This is a genomic window from Allobosea sp. 01N443 (genome assembly GCF_056399325.1).
On the sequence record NZ_JBFTRC010000335.1, the window covers coordinates 1 to 3150 of the forward strand.

General features: G+C 61.7%; 3 protein-coding genes. All 3 read left to right on the forward strand.

The features are described 5' to 3' along the window. The first annotated feature begins 150 nt into the window (after nucleotides 1–150). The 3 genes from AC1DRP_RS35860 to AC1DRP_RS35870 all read left to right on the forward strand — a co-directional run bounded on the left by AC1DRP_RS35860 (nucleotide 151) and on the right by AC1DRP_RS35870 (nucleotide 3014). Nucleotides 151–444 carry a hypothetical protein gene (locus AC1DRP_RS35860; RefSeq protein ID WP_476771057.1) on the forward strand — a complete coding sequence of 98 codons (294 nt, stop codon included), beginning with the start codon at nucleotides 151–153 and terminating at the stop codon, nucleotides 442–444. 11 nt (nucleotides 445–455) lie between these two features. Further along, nucleotides 456–1094: a hypothetical protein gene (locus AC1DRP_RS35865; RefSeq protein WP_476771058.1), complete on the forward strand. Its 639-nt coding sequence runs from the start codon at nucleotides 456–458 to the stop codon at nucleotides 1092–1094. Nucleotides 1095–1160: 66 nt separating this feature from the next. Then, nucleotides 1161–3014, forward strand: coding sequence for a hypothetical protein (locus AC1DRP_RS35870; protein ID WP_476771059.1), 1854 nt, complete (start codon nucleotides 1161–1163; stop codon nucleotides 3012–3014). Nucleotides 3015–3150: the final 136 nt, after the last annotated feature.

The following is a 3150-nucleotide window of genomic DNA, read 5'->3' on the forward strand; positions in this document are numbered from 1 at the left end:
GCTCAACATCAACAACCGCTTCTTCATCGCGGCCGATGGCACACTGACCATGATTTCGGGCGCTTCAGGACGCCGAACAGTCATCACGAGCAGCCTCTTTCAGGTTTTCGACGACAACGGCCAGCTGCGCGTCCGCATGGGGATTTGGTGATGCCTCAGGGACTTCAAACATTCGACCAATACGGCAACGTCCTGCTCGATCTCACCGACCGCGTCACCCGATACATCGGCACTTACTTTCTAGCCGCGGGTTCGGGCGAAGGATCAATTTATAGCGAGGGTCTTTTGACCGGAACGCCGTTCCCGGTTTTCACCAGAATGAATATCAGCGGGCAGAACGCGATATCGACCCTCATGCAAGCGCCAACTTATTGGTACGGCGGCGGCAATCTTTACTGGAGCAACCCTGTCGGCGACACCCGACTAACTTTGTTTGTTTACTAATGACATCCGGATTGACCGCCTATAACGACCTATTCACAGTCCAGATCGATGAAAACTGGAAGAATATGTCATTTCGAGAGATGCGCGGAAGCCCCGTTTACAACGAAATCGGTGACCTCCCCATTCGCGTGGACCAATACGTCACTGGYGCGTCGGCCTTAATGGCCTGCAGCTGTTACAAATATTATCCTTACCTGCTCAGCACTGAATTCGACGGAGCGACTTGGCTTTACCGCTGGCTGCTTTACCCGCTCATGTCAGGCGGCGAGAGCGCGGAGACAGTGAAGTTCTACATCTTCGACACGCCGACCAATCCTAGTTTCAAGAATCTCGGGCTGGAAATTTTCAATGCGGCAGGGCAGCGGGTGTTCCATGACGAGGTGCGTCCGCTAAAGGTCGTGTCTGTTCAAACTTGCGACGCGTCTTTCACGGGGGTGCCAGGACGCAGCTATGTACCTCTACTCCTACGTGCAGCGTTGTACGCGCAGAATATAGCGCCGTTGCCGCTTGGACGTTACTGGCTCGAAATCTGGGCGCTGAGGGTCAACGCTCATACGATCACTTCGGATCGCGTCACGGTCGGTCGAAACGTCGTCCCGCTTTATGACGTCGGCCTTTACGCCGCCGTCGACGTGACTGGTTACGCTTAACCCCAGCTTCCACCTTCCACTGTCCTTCGCMGCCCTCTGAGGCGGCTTTTTCATGCGGGCATCGCCATGACGAACACGATCGCTCAATTCCAGATCTCGACCGAAGAGGATCTKCATTTTCAGCTGGACTTCGTCGGGCTCGTGCTCGCCGGCCGAGCGCTGAAGGTGAACGTCAAGCTGCGCTCCACCGGCGCCGTGAAGACCGAACTCACGCTTGCCAATGGCGGCCTCGTTCTTGTTGGTGCGGGCAACCTGACCATGCTCTTCGCGAAGAGCGGGATGGGCACCTGGCCGACAGGCGAGTATCAGGCCGACATCCGCGACGAAACCGGCGGCGGTTCCATTCGCATCATGGCGGTGCGCTTCGTCTATGACGAGCCGGGCAAGCTGGTCTATGGCGTCCGCGGCAACCAGGCCACGGTCAACTGGGGCGGCAACCAGGCCGTGGTGACTGCGATCGGCGGCGTCGGCCCACCGGGTCCGGCGAACTCGCTCACGATCGACGAGGTCGTTACGCTCGAAACGGGGCAGCCGGCGACGGCTGAGGTCGTTGGTACCGCGCCGAGTCAGGGCCTCAAGCTTGGACTTCCCAAGGGCGACAAGGGTGACAAGGGCGATCCCGGCGAGGCTTCGCCCGCGTTCATCGCGATGGTCCAGCAGGTCGAAGAAGACGCGGTGGCGACCGCTGCCGACCGGGTCGCGACCGGGCAAGACCTGGTAGCCACCGGGTTGGATCGGGTGGCGACCGGCCTGGATCGCGTTGCGACGGGGMAGGATGCCGACGCCACGGCCTTCGATCGGGTTCAGACCGGCTTGGACGCGACTGCAACGGCGGCAGACAGGGTGCAGACTGGCATCGACCGCCTGGCAGCCGAAGCGGCCGCCGGCTCGTTCATCTTCGCCAACAAGGCCGAAGCTGAAGCCGGCGAGGCCGAGAACAAGGGAATGAACCCGCTCCGGACCAAGCAGCATGTCGATGCTCGGATCGGGGTCACCGCGGGGAAGCTCGTTGCTCTCGATGCTGCCGGCAAACTGCCTGCTGTCGACGGCTCGCAGCTCACCGGGATTCCGCGATCGTTCATGACGCCGCCGCAGGGGCGCGTGACGCCGCTGACGGGCGTGGCAATCCCCGGCGCGGATATCGCCGGCGTGACATCGCTGTTCTACACGCCCGCAGGCGGGAAGTTCGCGCCCGTATTGATCGGCGGCCAGTTCACGATGGTCGATTTTGGCGAGCTGTCGCTGCCGCTCTCGGCGCCCTATCACGCGGCGGCGACCCTCTATGACCTCTTTATCTTCGGTTCGCCGCTCAAGTTCGGCTCGGCGCCCGCCAATGTCGCGACCGAGATCGTCGAGGGACTCGAAGTCAATTCAGCGCCGCTCAACATCCGCTGGGGCAGCGCCGCCGGAAACGTGACAGCCGTGCCAGTCCGCCAGGCCGCGCGGGTCGGCACGTTCAKGACCACTCTTGCCGGGGAAGCGCAGTTAACGAGCGCTAACATCGACATCGTCAACCTCTACAATCGCGTGGCGTTCAAAAAGATCGTGACCGCCTCATCCGCGACGTGGACCTATGGCACGGCCGATTGGCGCGCAGCTGACGGGGGCGCTGGCCCGCGGATCAATTTCGTTCAGGTGGCCCCCGGGCTCGCAGTCAAGGTCACGGCCACGAGTTTCGCCGGGCCAGCTGCGGGAACCACTATCGTTATCTCAGCGGCGCTGGATGGCGCTATGAGTCCGCCACTCGGGCCCGCCGCGCTCGTCAGTTACGCGGGCACGTCGGTCCAGGTGCCGCTTAGCATGTCCACGCCAATCGCGCCGTCTCGCGGCTACCACTACCTTGAGAACGTAGAGTTCGCCTCCGCCTCTACGGTATTCACAGGCGCATACACCACGTTGACGGTGGAGATGGAGGGGTGAGTATGGCCTATTCTGCTGTCAGCGCTCCCGACCCCTGGGCCGATGCGCCGCCAGTTTACAACCTCATAAACGATCCCATCAGAGCGCTCGGAGCCCCGGCCCCGATCAGGTTGACGCCCGGCGAACGGACGCACAT

What these genes read in the sequence shown, in the direction of transcription:
- AC1DRP_RS35860 (WP_476771057.1), top strand. Translation starts at nt 151, where the DNA reads ATGCCTCAGGGACTTCAAACATTCGACCAATACGGCAACGTCCTGCTC.